General features: G+C 57.8%; 15 protein-coding genes. 4 read left to right on the top strand and 11 right to left on the bottom strand.

The features are described 5' to 3' along the window. Positions 1 to 13: 13 nt before the first annotated feature. A complete protein-coding gene (locus tag C8K63_RS04995; RefSeq protein ID WP_108215683.1) occupies positions 14 to 931 on the bottom strand; it encodes a LysR family transcriptional regulator in 918 nt (305 codons plus the stop codon). Positions 932 to 1,046: 115 nt separating this feature from the next. Between C8K63_RS04995 and C8K63_RS05000 the strand changes: the two genes are divergently transcribed. The 4 genes from C8K63_RS05000 (at position 1,047) to C8K63_RS05015 (ending at position 5,834) form a co-directional block, all read left to right on the top strand. Next, a complete protein-coding gene (locus tag C8K63_RS05000) occupies positions 1,047 to 2,240 on the top strand; it encodes a serine hydrolase (protein WP_108215684.1) in 1,194 nt (397 codons plus the stop codon). Further along, positions 2,237 to 3,427 carry an MFS transporter gene (locus tag C8K63_RS05005; RefSeq protein ID WP_108215685.1) on the top strand — a complete coding sequence of 397 codons (1,191 nt, stop codon included), beginning with the start codon at positions 2,237 to 2,239 and terminating at the stop codon, positions 3,425 to 3,427. Before C8K63_RS05000 ends, C8K63_RS05005 begins: the two co-directional genes overlap by 4 nt. Before the next feature lie 354 nt (positions 3,428 to 3,781). Next, positions 3,782 to 4,300 (top strand): cysteine hydrolase family protein, encoded by a 519-nt coding sequence (locus C8K63_RS05010; protein ID WP_108215686.1) that lies wholly within the window; start codon positions 3,782 to 3,784, stop codon positions 4,298 to 4,300. 160 nt (positions 4,301 to 4,460) lie between these two features. Next, positions 4,461 to 5,834 carry a transposase gene (locus C8K63_RS05015; protein ID WP_108215687.1) on the top strand — a complete coding sequence of 458 codons (1,374 nt, stop codon included), beginning with the start codon at positions 4,461 to 4,463 and terminating at the stop codon, positions 5,832 to 5,834. A 258-nt stretch (positions 5,835 to 6,092) separates the two neighbouring features. Here C8K63_RS05015 and C8K63_RS05020 read toward each other — a convergent pair whose 3' ends face one another. The 10 genes from C8K63_RS05020 to C8K63_RS05065 form a co-directional block, all read right to left on the bottom strand. Further along, complete coding sequence (locus tag C8K63_RS05020) at positions 6,093 to 6,662, bottom strand: DJ-1/PfpI family protein (protein WP_108215688.1); 570 nt, start codon at positions 6,660 to 6,662, stop codon at positions 6,093 to 6,095. Between the two features lie 334 nt (positions 6,663 to 6,996). Then, positions 6,997 to 8,214, bottom strand: coding sequence for a DUF3422 domain-containing protein (locus tag C8K63_RS05025; protein ID WP_108215689.1), 1,218 nt, complete (start codon positions 8,212 to 8,214; stop codon positions 6,997 to 6,999). Positions 8,215 to 8,530: 316 nt separating this feature from the next. Beyond that, entirely contained in the window at positions 8,531 to 10,213 is a 1,683-nt protein-coding gene (locus C8K63_RS05030; protein WP_108215690.1) for a hydantoinase B/oxoprolinase family protein, read from the bottom strand. Continuing rightward, positions 10,210 to 12,261, bottom strand: a complete 2,052-nt coding sequence (locus tag C8K63_RS05035; RefSeq protein ID WP_177413284.1) for a hydantoinase/oxoprolinase family protein — start codon at positions 12,259 to 12,261, stop codon at positions 10,210 to 10,212. Before C8K63_RS05035 ends, C8K63_RS05030 begins: the two co-directional genes overlap by 4 nt. Before the next feature lie 56 nt (positions 12,262 to 12,317). Then, positions 12,318 to 13,031, bottom strand: coding sequence for a TorF family putative porin (locus C8K63_RS05040; RefSeq protein WP_108215691.1), 714 nt, complete (start codon positions 13,029 to 13,031; stop codon positions 12,318 to 12,320). A 172-nt stretch (positions 13,032 to 13,203) separates the two neighbouring features. Next, on the bottom strand, positions 13,204 to 14,493 hold the full coding sequence (locus tag C8K63_RS05045; RefSeq protein WP_108215692.1) for a cytosine permease: 1,290 nt from the start codon (positions 14,491 to 14,493) through the stop codon (positions 13,204 to 13,206). Positions 14,494 to 14,653: 160 nt separating this feature from the next. Further along, positions 14,654 to 16,426 (bottom strand): aminopeptidase P family protein, encoded by a 1,773-nt coding sequence (locus C8K63_RS05050; protein ID WP_108215693.1) that lies wholly within the window; start codon positions 16,424 to 16,426, stop codon positions 14,654 to 14,656. Next, on the bottom strand, positions 16,426 to 16,965 hold the full coding sequence (locus C8K63_RS05055; RefSeq protein ID WP_108215694.1) for a peptidylprolyl isomerase: 540 nt from the start codon (positions 16,963 to 16,965) through the stop codon (positions 16,426 to 16,428). Before C8K63_RS05055 ends, C8K63_RS05050 begins: the two co-directional genes overlap by 1 nt. Before the next feature lie 135 nt (positions 16,966 to 17,100). Next, complete coding sequence (locus tag C8K63_RS05060; protein WP_102675000.1) at positions 17,101 to 17,589, bottom strand: Lrp/AsnC family transcriptional regulator; 489 nt, start codon at positions 17,587 to 17,589, stop codon at positions 17,101 to 17,103. A gap of 407 nt (positions 17,590 to 17,996) precedes the next feature. Then, positions 17,997 to 19,457, bottom strand: coding sequence for an MFS transporter (locus C8K63_RS05065; RefSeq protein ID WP_108215695.1), 1,461 nt, complete (start codon positions 19,455 to 19,457; stop codon positions 17,997 to 17,999). Positions 19,458 to 19,472 lie beyond the last annotated feature (15 nt).

The following is a 19,472-nucleotide window of genomic DNA, read 5'->3' on the forward strand; positions in this document are numbered from 1 at the left end:
CCATGGCGGACGTTTAGAGTAGTGAAAATAAATCCGTCCCCTTTCTCCCCGGAAAAACCCGGGCGCAGAGGAAGTCGACGAATACCCGCACTTTGGGAGATGGGTGTTTACTGGCAGGCCAGAGCAAATGAAACTCGCCATTGCGCTCTGTGTGCTCTGGCAAAACGCTCAACAGCTGCCCCTCGGCGAGCGCCTGCCTGACTGAGAACTCCGGCAGATAGGCGATACCCAGTCCCTGCAAGGCAAAGCATAAACGGGTTTCGATGGTGTTGCAGATCATCGAAATGGGCAAGGCTAACTCGGGCTCCTCGGCAGTACGACGCAAGGCCCAGGTTTCCAGCTTGCCGCTATGGGGGAAACGGTAGTGCAGGCAGCTGTGCTGCAGCAGATCGGTTGGTACTTTTGGCGTACCACGCGCTGCCAGGTAGTCCGGCGAGGCGACCAGCAACGAACGGAATGAACCGAGCTTACGCGCCGATAAACGCGAATCCGTAGGCGCGCCGGTTCTGACCACGACGTCGAAACCTTCCTCGATCACATCGACCAGGCGGTCGCTGAAGTCCAGGTCCAATTCAATGGCCGGGTACTCACGCATAAAGTCGCCGAGCACCGGATGTACCAGCGAACTGACCAAGGGCAGGCTGACCCTCAAGCGTCCACGTGGAGCGGCGCTGGCTTGCGACAGTTCCAGTTGAGCCGCCTCGATTTCTGCCAGAATCCGACGGCTGCGCTCCAGAAACAGCATGCCTTCGGCAGTCGGCGTGACGCTGCGCGTGCTGCGGTGAAACAGGCGAACACCGAGCTTCTCTTCCAGCCGCGCCACACTCTTGCCGATGGCCGACGCCGACACCCCCAGCATTCGGCCGGCCGCAACGAAACTGCGATTTTCAGCGACCTGCACAAACACCACAAAGCCATTCAAGCTGTCCATGCTGCCCTCCATTGCGGATGTTCTGCTCCGCATAAAATGGAACTCTACCCCAGTTTTTCTTTAATCCCAGACTTTCTATCGTGGCGGGGCTCTCCACTCTCAGAAGGAACTGCGCATGACCCTCCCCGAAATCGCTTTATCCACGGGCACGCTTTCACGTCAGTTGTCCGCGCGCATTGAAGCAACGGTCCAGCAAGCGCTGGAGCAGCAGCGACTGGTTGGCGCGGTAGTATTGGTGGCCCGCGATGGCGAGTTGGTCCATCGCCAGGCGGCCGGCTGGGCCGACCGCGAGAAGCGGTTGCCGATGAGCGTAGAGGCGGTGTTTCGCTTGGCATCGGTCAGCAAACCGATTGTCTCGACGGCGGCCCTGGTGTTGGTAGCGCAAGGCCGTCTCGGTCTGGATGACAGCGTTGAGCGGTGGTTGCCCGAGTTTCGGCCACAGTTGGCTGATGGACGTGCTGCCCGCATCACGGTGCGGCATTTGCTCAGTCACACGGGGGGGCTTGGCTATCGCTTTTTCGAAGCCGATGCGCATGGCCCCTATGCACAGGCCGGAGTCTCGGACGGTATGGATGCGTCCACCGTCAGCCTCACCGAGAACCTGAGCCGCATCGCCAGCGTGCCGCTGCTGTACGAGCCCGGCACGGCCTGGGGCTATTCGCTGGCAACCGATGTACTAGGGGCGGTGATTCAGCGGGTGCAGGGCGAGCAACTGGCTGATGCGGTGCGCCAGCTCGTGACTGATCCGCTGCGCATGACCGATACCGGCTTTGCCGCGCTGGACCCATCGCGCGTGCCTACCGCCTACGTCAGTGCGACTCCCGAGCCCCATGCGCTGGCCGAAGGCGAAATCGTTTCGCCGTTCGAGGGGGCGATCGGCATCCCGTTCAGCCCCGCCCGCATATTCAACCCGCAGGCGTTTGCGTCGGGTGGTGCCGGCATGGCCGGAACAGCCGAGGACTTCCTGCGTCTCCTTGAAACATTGCGTCGCGGCGGCGGTGAGCTGCTGTCCACGGCACTCGTCGAGGAGATGGCACGCGATCAAACCGGCGGCCGGGAATTGCCCGCTGCACCGGGGTTCGGCTTTGGTCTAGGGTTCTCGATACTGCGCGATCCGGCCTTGGCGGTCACCCCCGAATCACCAGGCACCTGGCGTTGGGGTGGCGCCTATGGCCATTCGTGGTGTGTGGATCGACAGCAGAAGCTGAGTGTCGTCGCCTTCACCAACACGTTGTACGAGGGCATGTCGGGACGGTTCGTAACCGACCTGCGGGACGCGGTATACGGCGTCGCGGAGCTAGGCCAATGAACTCGCAAGTGCAGGATCGCATGCCTTATGCACCCTTGTTGGCGCTGGCAATGGCCGCCTTCATCACCATCCTTACCGAGGCACTGCCGGCTGGTCTGCTGCCGCAGATGGCACAGGGGCTGACCGTCTCCGAGGCGTGGGTCGGGCAAACCGTCACCGCCTATGCCATTGGATCGCTAATGGCCGCCATGCCGTTAACGGCGGCCACACAAGGATTTCGTCGCCGTCCCTTGCTACTCGCTGCCATCGCCGGCTTTGCCATTGCCAACACGGTCACGACGTTTTCGACCAGCTTCACGTTGACGATCGCGGCGCGCTTTCTGGCCGGCGTTGCGGCGGGGCTATTGTGGGCGTTATTGGCCGGCTATGCCGCGCGCCTGGTGCCCGAACACCGCAAAGGCCGCGCCATCGCGATTGCGATGGTGGGCACACCCCTGGCGCTCTCGTTGGGCATCCCGGCCGGAACCTTTCTGGGCAACGTCCTGGGATGGCGCATGTGCTTCGGCATCATGAGCCTGCTGGCCGTGCTGCTGATGGCATGGGTGCGCTTCAACGTGCCGGACTTCGCCGCAAAGGCTGAAGAAAAACGTCTGTCGCTGCGCCATGTATTCACACTGCGGGGCATTCGCCCCGTGCTCTTCGTGGTACTGGCGTTCGTCCTTGCGCACAACATTCTCTACACCTACATCGCCCCGTTTCTGCAAGTGGCCGGCCTGGGAGCGCAGACGGATGTAGTACTGCTGGTCTTCGGAATCACATCGCTGCTGGGCATATTGATTGTTGGGGTGTTAATCGACCAGTACCTGCGCGCGCTGACCCTGGCGAGTACCGCATTGTTCGGGATTTCAGCGATAGTGCTGGGTATGGCAGCCACCGAACCCGTTGCCGTTTTCGTAGCGATTGGCGCGTGGGGGTTAGCCTTTGGCGGCGCAGCAACGTTGTTTCAAACGGCATTGGCCCAAACGGCTGGCGATGCGTCAGATGTCGCACAATCCATGCTCGTGACTGCTTGGAACACCGCAATTGCTGGCGGGGGCATTGTGGGAGGTCTGCTACTCGACCGACTCGGTGTAGTAGCATTCCCTCCTGCACTACTGGTGCTGTTGGTGGCCACGCTGATGGTGACGTGGTCGGCCAAGCTGCGCGGGTTTCCCGTGGTGCAGGGGGTGAAATCCGATGCAATCTGAATGTGCTGATGTGGTAGCAGGCAGCGGCGAACCTCGCTAACAGCGCATCCCAAAGCTTATGGACGGAAGTGGACCGGCATGACAGGCAGCTATCAGTCCAGGGGCGGACAGTGATCGATACTTCAATCAGCCTTCACGCTCGTAGTGCTCACTTGCCAACCCTGTACTGCGCAGCTATTGTCAACCCCATGAATCAATTACGAATTGCCTTGACCACGACTACCACGACCGCCAGAGGCGGGTCGTGAGAGGTGTCGTGAGTTAATAGCGCACGAATTTCAAAGGCCCGCCAGTGATGGACAGGGCCTTTTCTTTTGCCCTTGTGTCACTGGCCAAAACGCAGGGAAAAGCACTATGTATGCACTGTTGATTCTCGATATGCAGGTTGGATTGTTTCATGGCCCGGATAAGCCATGGGCTGGCGAAGCGTTGCTAGACACGTTGAATAATCTATTGAGTAAAGCCCGGAGTGCAGGCGCACCCATTTTTCTCGCCCGCCACATTGGTCCACCTGGTTCACCAATCGAGCCTGCAAGCCCGTTGACACAACTGGTGCAGGAACTGGCGCTGCACGGCGACGAAGTGATTTTCGAGAAAAGTCGTCCCAACGCCTTCACCAAGACAGCCCTGGCCGATCAGCTACGGGCTTGTGGAACTCAGGGTGTGGTCATTGCCGGAATGAAGACCCAATACTGTGTCGACAGCACCTGCCGCGCCGCACGTGACCATGGATTCGATGCAGTGCTGATCGCCGATGGCCATACCTGCACGGACACCCCTGCGCTGAAGGCCGAAGAGATTGTCGCTCATCACAATGCGACCCTCGCGGGACCATTCTGTCGTGTCGTACGCAATGAGGACTGGTGTTTCTAGCCGCCATAGACAGATCGGCTCGAGTCAAGCCGATCTGTCCGCTTTGAGTCGCTTTCAGCCGGTCGTGACAGGCAGAAATCGGCCGATTCTGTTGAAAAAGTAGCTCCCCTGTCTGGCCTGCGGCAAAATCTCTGCATTGGTCAGCAGGGAAGCACGCAGCATGATGGGACAGTTATCGAGTGGGCAGGAGCGGCTGTTTTACTCGTTCAACCTTGAAGATCACATTCCCGCCAATCACCTTCTGCGCAGCATTGATCAGTGTCTTGATCTGAACGACCTGCGCCATTACCTTGCCGATTTCTATAGCCCGATCGGGCGTCCGTCGATTGACCCTGAACTGATGATCCGCATGCTGATCGTGGGCTATTGCTACGGCATTCGCTCCGAGCGGCGGTTGTGCGAAGAGACCCATTTGAACCTGGCGTATCGCTGGTTCTGCCGGTTGAGCCTTGAAGATGAAGTCCCCAACCACTCGACCTTTTCCAAAAATCGACACGGCCGCTTTCGGGACAGCGATCTGTTTCGCTGGTTGTTCAATGAGGTGCTGCGTCGCTGCATGGAGGCAGGTCTGGTCAAGGGCGAAGGCTTCGCCGTGGACGCCAGCATCATCAAAGCGGATGCGAGTCGGCAGCGTGGCGTGCCGGGTGATGAACCGGTCAACTGGAGCGATCCGGCCCTGAGCACCCGCGCCGTGCGTGAGTACCTTGAGGCACTTGATGAAGAGGCTTTGGCCGAAACGCAACCGAAGCGCCTGTCGCTGACGGATCCTCAGGCTCGCTGGACCGCGGCTCCAGGCGGCCCAGCGTTCTACGCTTACTCCACGAATTATCTGATCGATACCGAGCACGGGGTGATCATGGATGTGGAACCCACACCGGCTCATCGCACCGCAGAAGTCGAGAGCACCAAGACGATGATCGATCGGGTCGAAGCGCAGTTCGACATCAAGCCGGAACGCCTCATTGGCGACACCGCGTACGGCACCGCGCCGATGCTGGCCTGGATGGTGGAGGACAAAGACATCGAACCGCATGTGCCGGTGTGGGACAAAACCGAGCGCAAGAACGACAGCTTTTCGAGTAACGATTTCCACTGGAATGAAGAGGCTGAGGAATACCGCTGCCCGGCCGGAAACGTATTGCGCAGCGAATGGCGAGCCTTCAAGAACGAGCGTTCGCACGTCACCAAAGCCAACACCATCATCTTCCGATCCCGACAGACCGACTGCGCGACATGTCCGATGAAAGCCAAGTGCTGCCCGAACACTTCGATTCGCAAGATCGTCCGCAGCGTCCATGAAGCCGCTCGTGATGTCGCTCGACGTATCGCGGCGACGCCGGCGTATCAGCGCTCTCGCCACGAACGTAAGAAGGTCGAAATGTTGTTTGCCCACCTCAAGCGCATCCTGAAACTGGATCGCTTGCGACTACGTGGCATGAGTGGCGCCTCCGATGAGTTCACGCTGGCCGCCGCGGTGCAGAACCTGCGCCGGCTGGCCAAATTTACCTCTCAAGGGCCACCTGCTACGGGATAGGTGCGCCTGCACGAAGCAAAAAACCTCAAACTAACCCACTAACCCACTAACCGAGCTGCAAAGCTCAACGAAGGGCCGAGAAACCACTCAATGTGGTGAGTAGGTTCTCCGGTGGTGGTCGTGCCTGAGTTCAGGCGAGCTGAAAATCCGACTTTTTCAACAGAATCGGTCGTTTTCTGCCTCTCACCGCAGGCAGAATCGGCCAGGAGCAGCCACTCGAACACATCACCTGATCGGCTGTTTTGTAGGACGAAGCGGTCACCCATGTTCCGCTGCCAACATTGACCTGAACTGAGAAATGACCTCTGAAGATAGCCCGGCACCTTCGAACACTGCGCAGGTGAAGCTAACGGGTGCAGGGCCTGGAGCGGTTATGATGCGGTCTGCAACCACAGCTACTGGACTGCTTCGATAAAGCGTGCGCCCTTCATAACCTACGGCATTTTGTTGTAAGAAGTCAGCGCTGTTCGAGGTATGAGGCACCGTGTCGAGAAGCCCGGCCCTCGCAAGTGCCAGCGTTCCCCCACAGATACCGGCAATTGTCGCTCCACTTGAACGGCTGGCATGAAGAAAGTCTCGAATATCCGGTGCTTCCGCACGTTCCCAGACCATTCCTCCAATGACGACAACAACGTCCGGTTTCCAGTCCAGACATTGTTGCAAACTGCTATCGACAGTTACAGCCAATCCACCTTGCGAGCGGAGCTGCCCCGTAGCAGTAGCGAAAAACCTGACGTCAATTCCATAATACGGGGACGCAGTTCCAGCAATGAAAGCATATTCCCAGTCCGCAAAACCGGGTGTCAGTATCAAACCCACGCGTGCCATCAGTCAGTATCCTCCATGAATGCCAATAACAGATGGCGACAACATATGGCGACAGCAAACAGACATCAAGGGCTGCTTTGGTTCCAGACTGTGTAAAAACGCAGACCCTATTTTGAAGTCTGCGTCGCTATGTAAAATCTGCCAATGATTGGTGACTCAGCGGAGCTGAAATTTGCATAGGAACGAGGTTTTCGTTCTGGTTCTGACTGTCAAACCTGCTCTAAACCGTTTTTACACAGCCTCGGCCATAAGCATTCAGCGACTTCAATAATGCGCGGGCTCCCGGTTTTTTTAAGACCATGAGCCTGGTACATAAAATTAGTCAGGTCATCGTCTAATGCTCTTTGGCTTTCTTGATACGCAACACGATCAACGCAAGAATGCCGATCGCAAGCGGCGTCATTGCCAGCATGGCGTCTCGTGGGGCTACCGCAACGCCGAGCAGATTTAGGCCTGAGTAACCAAGTTTGAGCAAATTAAGCAGGTAGTAGGTAATAGCAATAATCGACAGGCCTTCCACTGCGCGCTGGATCTTGATCTGAGCATCGGCTCGAGCATTCAGGCTTTTCAGGATTTCCGAGTTCTGTTCCTCCATTTCTACCTGGACTCGTGCTTGTAACAGATCGCCCAGGTTAGCGACACTTTCGGCCAAGTGTTCCAGTCGCTGTTCGGTGGCTGTGCAGTACCTGACGGTGGGCTTGAAGCGACGCTCGATAAACACGCCCAGGCGTTGGCAATCACCTACGTGACTTTCTCGCAGTTCACCCAAACGCTCGAATACCAGTTGCGCATAGGCTTGCGTGGCACTGAAGCGGTGACGGGTTTTTGCGGCGCTGCTCACCACTTGGGCAGAAAGGTTAGAGATATCCGCAAGCAGGGCTTTCGCATTACTGCCGTCGGGGTCGGCATTTCGTTCGGAAAGGGTGACCAAGGTCTTGTCAAAAACATCGAGCTGCGCGCTCAAGTCTTTGGCCATGGTCAAGGATAACGAGGCCATCATCCGATAGGTTTCGATTTCCAGAAGGCGGCGAATCATTCGGCCTTGGCGGTAGGCATTCAGGCGCCGATTGACGAACAATATGTGGTTGTTGCCACCCTCACTTATACGAAAATCGCTCCAGACCATGGCATCGCCACCACCCACGCACGAACCGCTCGGATCCCTGAAGCCGTATCGGGACAGATCCAGGTCGGCTTCACCACGCACTACAATCTGCACCGAGTTGATCAGGGCCGGTAAATGCACTTCGACCTTTGACGCCAGGATCTCGGGCAGCGTTGTCCAGGACAAGTCATCACAGGATGAAGTGACCACCAGTGTCAGGGTGAAAAACTCGGTATGGCGCTCCCATTTCAGTGCATGGCCATCGAGTTGAGTAATGCCTTGGGCGGCATTCAGGTCGAGGGAGCCAGGGCAGCATTGTTCAAGGAATACATTGCACTCCTGATCGCTGCCGAGGAAGGCCAAATGAAACACATGGGCCGGCTCATCGAAGTACAGTGACGGGCGCGCGTGTAGTTCATTGTGCAGGCTTAGTCGTAACGGGTGCATTTTGTATGGCCATGTTGGAGTTGTTATTGCCGCTTGCGATTAATGCCCTCCCGAGCCAGGTGCCAAGTCTTTCGGGGCATTATCGATTGCTGTTGTTGGTGGGACAGTTTGACGAACTGACGAGTCACCGCGAGGTGACAAACGTTGGGGAGGTACGGTGTAACCTGTCCGTAGGTGAACCCGTCTCAAGTCGAAAGAGCGAGACGCGAATGAGTGATCAGGTTTCCTTCGGCAGTAGCGAAGCCCTGCCGTCCCTGGCAGGCACCTCTCACACGAATTCCGTTGCCGGTTCTGTTACCAACAAGCTCCAGTTCAGCTATGCCAAGGACATCTGGTCGGGATAGTAGCGCCGGGCCTGTTCGACTGAGATGTATTCGTTTTTTATATCATCCTGGATAGCTTCCAGGGTCCGCGCTTTTGTCGGCCCCCAACCACCTCCGTTGGCAGTGACCAGACGCAGCAAATCGCCTTTTTCAAGCGCCACACGATTGGCTCGACTGAAGCACTCGGTTGGCCCCTGTGCGCGAATGACTTCGGCGTAGTTGCACGAGCCGTCATGACCTGCGTCAATTCCCCACGGAGGGGTGATGCCGCGACCGAAGAATGTCGACACCCAAGCCTTGGGCGACAGGATCCGATAATCGAGCATTACCCCTCTTCCGCCAGAGTGACGCCCCGCGCCACCCTCTTCATGATGAAAACCATAGCGCTCGACTAATACTTCATAACAACGTTCGGTCAACTCGACCGGAATATTGCTGGTTTCACCATTGCCCACACAGAACTGACCGTTCTCTCCGTCCTTGTCATGCCCGGCGCCCCAACCGCCGACCAACGGCTGAACCATAAGGTACTCATCGTTGGTAATGGAGTTGCGCCCGTTCAATACCATTGAGCACACGGAGCCGAGCTGCCCTGCGATCAAGCGATCCGGCAGCACTTGAGCCAATGCGCGACGTATCACATCGGCCGCCGCTACCATTGACTCGAAGTAAGCAGACACCGGCGCTGGACGCTGAGCCGTGCAGATGGTGCCAGGCGGACAGATCACTTCGATTGGACGGAAACACCCGGCATTGGCCGCAATACCAGGTCGCACAACTCCCATGAACACTTCGCGTACCGCTGACTGCAGACCGCACAAGGTATTGTTGATCGGCCCTTGCGCTTGCAGGCTTGACCCAGTGAAATCGGCCACGAAGCGACCTTCGCCGATCTCGACTTTGACTTTCACCGTGAACGGCCCGTTGCCCAGGCCGTCTTCGTCGATGACGTCCTCGGCATAAAAAACGCCCCTAGGCAGGCTTGCAAACGCCGCCAGCGTCATCGCCTCGCCGTGCTCCAGCAACCGCTCGATGGCATCAAGGGTGGTTTCCTCGCCGTACTTGGCCACGATCGACAACAGCCGCCGCTCCCCCACACGCAACGCAGCTGCGCAGGCGTGCAAGTCCCCCAGCGTCATGTCTGGCAGACGGACGTTGGCGGCAATCATGTCCACCACAGCCTGATTAATACGCCCACGGTCATAGATGCGTACGGTAGGAAACTGCAAGCCTTCCTGGTAGATCTCTGAGGCATCGGAACTGAAGCTGCCAGGATCCTTGCCACCCACCTCCGTCCAGTGAGCCTTGTTGGCCGTCCAGGCGATCAGGCGCTCCTTATGGAAAACCGGCATGATCATCGAGACATCCGAAAGATGCGTGCCACCTCCGCCGTAAGGGTCGTTGGTGATGAACATGTCGCCGGGCAAAATATCGGTCAGCGGGAATTTCTCCATCACGCTGCGTACGGCGCCATCGAGCGTGCCGATAAAGCCAGGAATGCCATTGCCCTGGGAAATCAACTGTCCTGTCGCATCCGTAAGACCAATGCCGTAGTCCAGTGCCTCATAGATGATCGGGCTCATGCTGGTGCGCTTGAGGGCAATGAACATTTCTTCGCCAATGGCAACCAGGGCGTTCTTGATGATTTCGCGGGTAAATGGATTGGCGTTGCTCATGCCGAAACCTCCTGCACGTTGATATGGATGTGAAGGCCACCGTACGGGTCGACTTCAAGCCGATCGGCCGGGCGTACGACTGTCGTGGTGGTGGCCTCTTCGATAATCGCCGGGCCATCGATCCGCATACCGCTGAGCAGTGCCGAGCGTTGGTACAGGGGCGTCTTGACAGATTGTTCAGGCTCGAATTCGACCCAGCGCCGCCCACTCAACGCAACTTCTGCTGTGGTCGACGTACTCACACCAATGGGCGCCATGGGCGATTTGGGAACGTCGCCAAATGCCACCAAATGGAGGTTGACGACCTCGATCGGCAAATCCAGCCGGAAGGTGTAGGCCTGTTCATGCTGCGCGTGAAAGCGCTCGAGTATTGACGGCAGCTGCAGCTCATCAAGGGCGACTTTTACGGTGTGTTCCTGGCCGGTATAACGCGCATCGATATGCCATTCGAAACGGAGTTTTTCGAGCGACATACCATCGTCGGCAAATTGTGCTTGGGCAGTGGCCTGAAGACTGGCAAAAGCCCTGGTCAGGCCAGGCAAACCTTCGCCATCGAGCAGTTGCAGGTGAGTCTGTATGTAATCGCGGCGGGAATCGAGCATCAACATGCCCCATGCCGAAAAGACACCGGCGAACGGCGGAATGATGACTTTCGGAATCCCGAGTTCCGCAGCCAGGGCAGTGGCATGCAATGCCCCGCCTCCGCCGAAGGCCATGAGCGCGAAGTCACGAGGGTCATGGCCACGGTTGACCGAAATCAACTTGAGCGCGTTGACCATGTTGGCGTTGGCGATTTGCAATACGCCATGGGCCAGCAGCTTGGCCGACACGCCAATCTGGTCTCCCAGTTTCGCGAAAGCTCTTTGCACCCCTTCGACATCCGGTTTGATTTCTCCGCCGGCGAAGTCATCCGGATTGATCCGGCCCGTATACAGATTGGCATCTGTGGTCGTCGGTGCCATGCCGCCTCGACCATAGGCGACCGGCCCTGGCGTGGAGCCTGCGCTTTGCGGGCCTACACGCAGGCTGCCCGCCGCATCGATCCAGGCCAGGCTGCCGCCGCCATTGCCGATTTCAACGATGTCCACAACAGGTGTCATGATCGGATAACCGGCACTGATCGCCGTTTTCTCGATCACGTAATCGTTGCTGATGTCCACCTTGCCGTCATGGATCAAGGAACACTTGGCCGTTGTGCCGCCGATATCCAACGCCAGCAACTGGTTTTCCCCAATCAACTCTCCGTAGGCCTGCGCCCCGAGAATGCCGCCGACCGGCCCGGACTCCACCAGGCTGATCGGATCCTGCTTGGCCGCATTGACCGGGGAAATGCCACCGTTGGACTTCATGATGAAAGGTTCCGAATGCAACCCTTTATCTGTCAGGTGCCTGGACAGATTATCCAGATAGTCTCGCGTAGCCGGCATCACATAAGCCGACAACACCGTGGTATTGGTGCGTTCATATTCACGCAGTGCGCGGCTGACCTGATGCGAAGCGATGACCGCCACTTGCGGCCACAGATCGCTCACGGCAGCCATCAATTGCTGTTCATGCACGGGGTTGCAATAGGCATGCAACAGGCAGATCGCAATGGCTTCGACGCCCTCTGCGCGCAAAGTGTCGAGTAGGGCTGGCAGGGCTTCAAGGTTCAGGGGGGTCACCACTTCACCGCGATAATTCAAGCGCTCACAGATTTCCAGACGCAGATGACGCGGCACGAAAGGCGTCGGCTTGCGGTAGTAGGTATTGAAAATATCCGGCGTATTGCCCCTCGCAATCTCCAGCACATCGCGAAATCCACGGGTGGTCAGCAAGGCGGTTTTGACACCTTTGCGCTCGGTCAAGGTGTTGATCACCACGGTCGAGCCATGGGCAAAAAACTCGATGTCGGCATAACTGACGCCACTTTTGGCGACCGCATTGAGCAGTCCCTGTTCAAAGTTCGGCGGCGTGGTGTCGACCTTGACCGCGTTGATCACGCCGTTTTCCAGGTAAACCAGGTCAGTAAAAGTGCCACCGATATCGGTAGCCACACGGATTGTCATAATTCCTCCGGCAGTCACGCTAAAGCCGGCCAGCCGCAGGGCCGCCGGCTGTTTTTTCAAAAAGTGTGGGAAACGGTAAAGATCAGGCGTCCGTCGTTACGCAGGTACTCGCCACTGTTGTGGTAACGACCGGACAGGTCGGTGTCGACCCAGCTCAGTTTTGTATTGACTGGGCCGAAGCTGCGTTTGAGTGCAACTTCCCAGTTCGAGTATTCATGGGCACCCGTCAGATCCGTCTGGCGAAAGTACTCACCAAAGGAGTGCCCGGCCAGGAACGTCAGATCGACTTGCAAAGGCAGATTGAAGGTGTAGTCGGCCGCCACATACTGTGACGACTGGGACGTACTGATCATGTCATTGGAGTAGTAGAAATAGGTATTGAAATTGCCATAACCGAGACTGAATCCAATCTCTGGGTAGTTGATGTTGTAGTTGGTTGAAGGGAACGTGTAGTAATAACCGATCACGCCATATCGCAATCCGTTTTCCAGTTGGCCATTATAGCCACCGTAAAAGTCGATCTCGATGTTCGCGCCATCGTCATAGGCGTTGCCACTTTCGTAGCTGTCGGTATTTGTCGCCCAGGCGCCGACAAATAACCCGCTCTCGCCGGCCCAGTCCAGGCTCATGCTCAATGCCGGATCGTTGCCGGAGTAACCGATACCACGAACCTGGTATTCGGAGGTCAAGGCCAATGTACTGGACACCTGCGCATGGGCTACGCAACTGAACCCGAGTGCCGCTATCACGATGAGTCGGATGATATTCATTGAAACTGCTCCTGAACTTCTAAAATTTTTTATGAGCGTTGCGATTGGCAGAAAAAAAGACGAGCCAGCCCGTCGAACACACGCTTGTAGTGTTCGCTTGACTAAAAACAGGCATGGCTTCGCCCTCCGGGTAAAACCCCGGGTCAACGCATTGGGTGGGGAGTTATCAGTTTTACGAGTGCGACGGCACTACCGTAGAAACAGGGGTCAATCGGTGGAGCACCAGGTACGCGACGAGGGCGACCAGTAGTGAGTCCAATGTGGGTTGCGAAGTCAGCGTCCAGCCTTCAAATGACGTCATCCAGGCGACTGCGCTGGCCAGCGCCCAACTGATCAGTGCCGGCCAGCCAAATGCGCAGGACTGCTTCAGCGCGTCGATGTCATAGCGTTGTTGACGCACCACAAAGAAGTCCGCGACATAGATGCTCGCCAATGGCGGGATCACGATGCTCAAGGCCATGACGAAATCCAGGAAATGCGTCATGAACCCACCCACTGCCAGACCGGTCGCCAGCACACTGCCTCCCACAGTCAGCTTCCAGCTCGCTGTACGGCTGACGGTCGCCAGCGTGAGTGTTGCCGAATACAGATTCGCGGTGTTGGTGATCCAGGTGGAGAACACCAATACAGCCAAGGCCGCAAGCAATACACCCAGACTTGCCATGACCAGCATGATTTCGGTCTGGCCGGTGATGATCGACAACACACCACCAACGATAAGCACAAACGGAAAGCCCAGAGCCATTCCAAGAATAGCGATCAAAGCATCTTTTTCGGTGCGTGCATAACGGGTGAAATCGGGCATCAATACCGGTGTCAAAATCACCATCCCGATGGTGCTAGCGATGGCCAGTGCCAGGCTGTCACCCGAGCCTGTGAACCCGCCCAGTTGGCCAGGCGCTGCACGCTGGAAGCCCAGATACAATGCAAACAGCATGAACAGCGCCATAAGCGGCACCGAGTAAATCGACAGCCGATCCAGGCCGCGCAGCCCGTAAACAGCCATCAATGTCATTAGGATGCTGCCCCACACACAGTGCACCCACGCCGGCGTGACAATACCCCAGGAACTCTGCAAGGCACTGGCCACTGTGCTGCCGAAGATATCCGCCGTGGCGGCATAGAACCCCAACAAGGTCACCGCCATGGTCAGGTTGATCAGCTTGGCGCCATGCCGCCCAAAGGAAAACTGCAGAACCATGTAGGTACTCAGCCGTGTCCGAACACCAACCATCGCGGTCAATGCACACAGCAAACCGAGCACAGCACATACCCCGACGAAAATCAGCGAGGCCGTCGAAAATCCTACTTTTTGAGTAACGTCTGCACCCAGCCAGAACACCGGCAAGGTCATCCCTATCCCAAAGGTAATCAGCGCCAGCCCTGTTCCGGAAACTGTTTCGGACTGGGGCACGGGTCTGCGATCGTACCCGTCGGGAATCACGTTTTCTGTACTGTTCATGCTCGCCTCTATACTGGCAACGCCTGCTCTCCCACTATGAAACAGGAGGCAAGCCGGCTATTGGAATTGTTTTGAGGCGCTCGCGAACGCAGGAAACATGTTGCCAGCCCTACTGAAATCTAACTGCGCTTTTGCAGGGGCCAGGAAAAACAATCAACGGTTATTCAGCACGAAACTGCATGTTGTTCGGTAGCGTTTGCCGCAGCAACCATGCTGCGACGTCCGGTTCCAGCGAGGGTGTCAATGCGACCCGGACTGCCCGCTGGTACTCATCGAGCCACTGCGCTTCGGCCTGACTTAGCAGTCCATGGTCGATCAGTTCAATGGCAAACGGCGCCAGGGTAAGGACTTGAAACCTGAGGAACCCTGGATGCGCCTCGACCTCAACCACTTCATAGAGGTTCTCGATACGAATTCCAAGCTCACCGGACAGGTAAACGCCCGGCTCGATCGAGGTCACCATCCCCGCTTGCAGTGGCACCACGCTGGCGTGGGAGGCAATTCTGTGGGGCCCCTCGTGCACACGCAGATAGCTACCAACCCCGTGCCCGGTGCCATGGGCGTAGTCCAACCCTTCACGCCACATCACCTGTCGCGCAACGCTGTCCAGTTGCTGGCCACAGGTTCCAACAGGGAACATACAGCTCGCCAGTGCGATATGGGCACGCAGCACGGTGGTGTAAAGGCAACGCTGGCGTGCGGTCGGGAGGCTGCAGGCCAGCACCCGGGTCACGTCGGTCGTGCCCTGGGGGTATTGGCCACCGGAATCGATCAGCAGCAACTCACCGTGTTTGAGCTTTGCCGCCCGCCCAGGCTGGGGCAAGTAATGGGGCTGGGCACCATTGGCACCGGTGGCCGCGATGGTCTCGAAACTCACACCTTGGTAATCGGGATGCCGAGAACGCCAGCCCTCCAGAGATTCGACAATCGACAGCTCGCTTTGCCCGACAAACCGGTCGCAGCTGCAGTGGAACTCATACAGAAACCGGCACAGAGCCAGGCCATCGATACGATGCGCTTCACGGCTGCCACGCAACTCGGCGGGCTGCTTGCAGGCCCGTTGCAATAGCAGAGGATTTTGCGCCTCATAAAACACACAGGCGGCGGACTCGAACTGACGATAAACAGCCGCCGTGCACATACCGCGATCAACCCATACCCGTTGGCCATACAGTTCGGCGATGGTCTGGGCGAGCCATTGGGGTGGACGTACAGTCACCGCAGCGGGCAGCCAGCCTTGGGGCAGTTGCAGGCGGTCGGCATCGATGAACCAGTCCAGCCGGCCGTCGGCGTACAGCAGAGCGTTGCTGAACGGCAATGGTGCGATATCGATATCCTGACCGCGCACGTTCAACAGCCAAGCCAACATATCCGGCGCCGGCAGCCACAAGGCATCGCACTGCGAAGCGCTCAAGCTCGCAGTGAGGTGTTCGAGCTTGTCTTGCGCAGCCATACCTGCATGTTGCAGCCCCCAGGCAAGCACCGGGCTGTTCGGCGCTGCCGGGCGATTACGCCAGCATTCATACACGGGATTGTCCAGTGACTCGTGCCAGTTGAAGCCCGATTGCGTCGCCATGACCTGCCAGCGCGCGCACTCATCGACGCTGTGCAGCCTTGAGTCACAGGCGATGGTCGCGCCGGGTTGCAACTGCCCGCGCAGCCAGCCAAACAGGCCGCTGTCGTCCAGCATCAAGGTATCGAACCGAGCGCATTCCTGGCGGGCCTGCTCGGTATAGCGGCCATCGACCAACAGCGCTGCGCATTCCTGTGTCAGCACTGCCAACCCTACGCTGCCACTGAAACCGGTCAGCCAGTGCAAGGCTTCGTCAGCGGGGGCCAGGTCTTCATTGAGGTAGGCATCGCTGCGGGGAAGCAGAAACGCATCGTATCCACGCGCTGCCATCACCGCCCTTACCTTCTCAGAGCGCCCCATCACACACCTCGCGACTGACGGTAGGCTCGCACGATGGCGATCTCAGCCTCAGGCGGCAAGTATTCCTGCGCCCCGGCACGACTCCAGATCGCCTCGACCACCTCCATGCCCGCACAGACCTGCCCGAACGCGGCGAAGCCCAGGCCGTCCGGATGGCGAGCTCCGCCATGATCGAAGTGCGGCTGATCGCCGATACAGATAAAAAAATCACCTTCGGCAGTGTTGGCCTCGTCACGGCCCAGCGACACACTGCCATGACAATGGCTCAAACCGGTCTGCAGGGTGCTTTCGAGTTCGATCATGGGCAGATTATTGGCTGCCAGGGGGCGCGTGCCCCCGTGCACGACACTGATGCGCACAGGATCTTCCGGTTGCTGATTGGACGGATTGACGATGCGGAAAATGCTGTTGCCGTCATAGCGACCACTGTCCACGTAGGCCAGAAAATTCGCGGTGGTCAGCGGTGCCTGATGACTAAACAACTCGAGTGTAAAGGCCCCCAATGCCGTTTCCAGGGTGACGTACGTAGATGTAGACATGGCTGTTCTCTCCCTCGGGATAAAACTGCCATTGTCCGCAAAGACGACGATGCAAAAGATTGAGATAGCCGGTGTGCAGAGCACTTGCTGCGGGATGCAGGCGCATTTACCGCAGATTGTGCAGGTCGGTCGTCGTCACTCCCGCCAAATCAGATTCTCTAGCGGATAGCCGGCAAACCACTTGGTTTTGTCGAGAATGATGTTGCTGCTGATTTTCAGGATGTTGGGGTTTTCATCCAGCAGCTGTTCACAGAGCGTGTTGAAGTCGGTAACGGTCGAACAGGTTGCCAGGGCAATGTAGTCAAACTCGCCATCGACCTTCAGGCAGTCGACCAGCTCGCGACGCTTGGCAATGAAGCGTTCGAATTGAACACGCAGATGTCCGGCGTGATCGCGCAGGCTGAACATGACATAGGCCATTACATTGATACAGATCGCGTCGATATCGATCGACGCCATGTAGGCGCGAATGTAACCGGCATCCTCCAGCGCCTTGGTTCTTTGCAGGCAGGCGCTGGGGGATAGATTGATTTTCTCGGCCAACTCCAGATTGCTGATCCGAGCATTGCTTTGCAGATTTTCAAGGATTGCTCGGTTGATACGATCCAACTTCACTTTTTTCATGTTGCCTCTACACCAATCAACGATAAACCCCAGGATCTGGCGGAAAAAATATCTGCCATGAGACTGACATGAGGCTAGCGATCTGAATAGCCCATACCTTATGACCCCCAATCGCAATCATTTCTGTTCATCCTGGCGCTAGCGAATAGTCAACACGGATGTCAGCTTTCGACTGAAGAAAAGAGCTTTGATGAATTGATGTTCAACTTTGCATAGCACACAACGAAAGATCCATTTTGGTCGGCGAATGTCTGCAATGGGTCGATTCTGTTGAAAACAGTCGGTCTGCCCAACTGCCTGACCATCGACTGGTGAAAATGCGCTGAAGTACATGACTGGCGTAAGCCTGAGGTGTTCCCCTTCACGAAAGGGCCAACACCTTTTCTCGCTGGCTGGTAGCCCCCCCTTCAATCCTCAGCCTGCGACAAAGGCCTGGCCACCTGCTCCAACGCTCGACGTTCCGCAGCCACCCCCCAAACCGCTTGCACCGCCGCCGCCACACACATGAGTGCAGCGCCTGTCAGGTAACCCATCAACAGGCTGCTGCGCTGCTGGGTCTGGATCAGTTGGCCAAACAACGTCGGCCCGATGATGCCGCCCAGGCCGGTGCCAAATGCGTAAAACACGGCGATGGCCAAGGCGCGGATTTCCAGTGGGAAGGTTTCCGACACGGTCAGGTAGGCCGAGCTGGCCGCAGCGGACGCGAAAAAAAAGATCACCATCCACGCCGCGGCTTGCTGGGTGACATCCAGCCAACCCTGCCGGAAGGCATAGCCATTGAGCGCCAGCAACACCCCCGACATCGCGTAGGTGAAGCTGATCATCACCCGTCGGCCGATCACGTCGAACAGGCGCCCCAACAGCAGCGGCCCGCAGAAATTGCCCAGTGCCAAGGGCAATACATACCAACCTACATGCTCGACGGGCACCTGGTAAAAATCGGTGAGCACCAGCGCATAGGTGAAGAAGATCGCGTTGTAAAAGAACGCCTGCGCGGTCAGCAGGGTCAGCCCCACCAGCGCGCGGCGGCGGAATCTGATGAACAGGGTATGGAAGATCTCCCCAATCGGCGTATGGTCCCGCGCGTGCAGGCGCAGTGGTTTGCCGGTCACGGCCGGCAGTTCATGGCCTTGTTCGCGCAGGCGCGCTTCGATGCCTTCGACGATGCTTCGTGCCTCATCGCGCCGACCGTGAATCAGCAGCCAGCGCGGGCTTTCCGGCAGCCACAGGCGCATCACCAGGATCACCAGGCCCAACACTGCACCAATACCGAAGCACAGGCGCCAGCCCAGATCGCCGCCGACCACTTGCGGATCCAGCAACACGATCGCCCCGCCGGCGCCAAGCGCTGCGCCTAACCAGAATGTGCCGTTGATGGTCAGGTCGACCCAGCCACGATAGCGTGCCGGGGTGAATTCCTGGATGGTCGAATTGATCGCCGTGTATTCGCCGCCGATGCCCATGCCCGTGAAGAAGCGCAACAGCAGGAAGCTTTCCAGGTTGAAGGAGAACGCCGTGGCCGCCGTGGCGCCTACATAAAGCCATAACGTAACGAAGAACAGCTTGCGCCGCCCCAGGCGATCGGTCAGCCATCCGAACACCAAGGCACCGAGCACTGCGCCAGCGATGTATATGCCGCCGGCCAAGCCAATATCGAAGTTGCTCATGCGCAGGTCGGGGCTGTTTTTCAGCGCGCCGGACACCGAGCCGGCCAGGGTCACTTCCAGGCCGTCGAGCAACCAGGTGATGCCCAGCGCGACCACCAGCAGAGAGTGAAAGCGGCCCCACGGCAAGCGGTCCAGGCGTGCTGGAAGATGGGTTTCGAATATGGCGCCGGGCTCGCGGCTATGCAGCTGTTGGTGGGTCATCGCTACAACATTGGC

This window comes from Pseudomonas sp. GV085 (assembly GCF_003050925.1).
GTDB lineage: Bacteria > Pseudomonadota > Gammaproteobacteria > Pseudomonadales > Pseudomonadaceae > Aquipseudomonas.

Coding starts and splice junctions, on each gene's coding strand:
- C8K63_RS04995 (WP_108215683.1), bottom strand. CDS start 931: ATGGACAGCTTGAATGGCTTTGTGGTGTTTGTGCAGGTCGCTGAAAAT.
- C8K63_RS05000 (WP_108215684.1), top strand. CDS start 1,047: ATGACCCTCCCCGAAATCGCTTTATCCACGGGCACGCTTTCACGTCAG.
- C8K63_RS05005 (WP_108215685.1), top strand. CDS start 2,237: ATGAACTCGCAAGTGCAGGATCGCATGCCTTATGCACCCTTGTTGGCG.
- C8K63_RS05010 (WP_108215686.1), top strand. CDS start 3,782: ATGTATGCACTGTTGATTCTCGATATGCAGGTTGGATTGTTTCATGGC.
- C8K63_RS05015 (WP_108215687.1), top strand. CDS start 4,461: ATGATGGGACAGTTATCGAGTGGGCAGGAGCGGCTGTTTTACTCGTTC.
- C8K63_RS05020 (WP_108215688.1), bottom strand. CDS start 6,662: ATGGCACGCGTGGGTTTGATACTGACACCCGGTTTTGCGGACTGGGAA.
- C8K63_RS05025 (WP_108215689.1), bottom strand. CDS start 8,214: ATGCACCCGTTACGACTAAGCCTGCACAATGAACTACACGCGCGCCCG.
- C8K63_RS05030 (WP_108215690.1), bottom strand. CDS start 10,213: ATGAGCAACGCCAATCCATTTACCCGCGAAATCATCAAGAACGCCCTG.
- C8K63_RS05035 (WP_177413284.1), bottom strand. CDS start 12,261: ATGACAATCCGTGTGGCTACCGATATCGGTGGCACTTTTACTGACCTG.
- C8K63_RS05040 (WP_108215691.1), bottom strand. CDS start 13,031: ATGAATATCATCCGACTCATCGTGATAGCGGCACTCGGGTTCAGTTGC.
- C8K63_RS05045 (WP_108215692.1), bottom strand. CDS start 14,493: ATGAACAGTACAGAAAACGTGATTCCCGACGGGTACGATCGCAGACCC.
- C8K63_RS05050 (WP_108215693.1), bottom strand. CDS start 16,426: ATGGGGCGCTCTGAGAAGGTAAGGGCGGTGATGGCAGCGCGTGGATAC.
- C8K63_RS05055 (WP_108215694.1), bottom strand. CDS start 16,965: ATGTCTACATCTACGTACGTCACCCTGGAAACGGCATTGGGGGCCTTT.
- C8K63_RS05060 (WP_102675000.1), bottom strand. CDS start 17,589: ATGAAAAAAGTGAAGTTGGATCGTATCAACCGAGCAATCCTTGAAAAT.
- C8K63_RS05065 (WP_108215695.1), bottom strand. CDS start 19,457: ATGACCCACCAACAGCTGCATAGCCGCGAGCCCGGCGCCATATTCGAA.